An 864-nucleotide genomic window follows, 5' to 3' on the forward strand; every position below is an offset into this window, starting at 1 on the left:
AGAAAAATATAATAGCTTAAAACAAGCAATTGCTGGATTAACACCAGACTTGGCACCATTACAAACTGCAAAAACTCAGTTGCAAAATGATATTGATCAGCCAACGAGTACGACTGGTATGACAAGCGCATCTGTTGCTGCATTTAATGACAAACTTTCAGCAGCTAGAACTAAAATTCAAGAAATTGATCGCGTACTAGCATCTCATCCAGATGTAGCAACGATTCGTCAAAACGTGACAGCAGCGAATGCTGCTAAAACAGCACTTGATCAAGCGCGCAATGGCTTAACAGTCGATAAAGCACCTTTAGAAAATGCGAAAAATCAACTACAACATAGTATTGATACGCAAACAAGTACAACTGGTATGACACAAGACTCTATAAATGCATACAATGCGAAGTTAACAGCTGCACGTAATAAGGTTCAACAAATCAATCAAGTATTAGCAGGTTCACCTACTGTAGATCAAATTAATACAAATACGTCTGCAGCAAATCAAGCGAAATCTGATTTAGATCATGCACGTCAAGCGTTAACACCAGATAAAGCGCCGCTTCAAAATGCGAAAACGCAATTAGAACAAAGCATTAATCAACCAACAGATACAACAGGTATGACAACCGCTTCGTTAAATGCATACAACCAAAAATTACAAGCAGCACGTCAAAAGTTAACTGAAATTAATCAAGTGTTGAATGGCAACCCAACTGTCCAAAATATCAATGATAAAGTGGCAGAGGCAAACCAAGCTAAGGATCAATTAAATACAGCACGTCAAGGTTTAACATTAGATAGACAGCCAGCGTTAACAACATTACATGGTGCATCTAACTTAAACCAAGCACAACAAAATAATTTCAC

The 864-nt window shown here is 37.7% G+C and carries 1 protein-coding gene; it reads left to right on the top strand.

Going from position 1 to position 864, the window contains the following annotated elements; all coding sequences use genetic code 11:
* Positions 1–864 (top strand): FIVAR domain-containing protein (locus IDG60_RS16740; RefSeq protein ID WP_206160960.1); only part of this gene is annotated, 864 nt, incomplete at both ends.

The sequence above is a fragment of the Staphylococcus sp. EG-SA-2 genome (genome assembly GCF_017152085.1).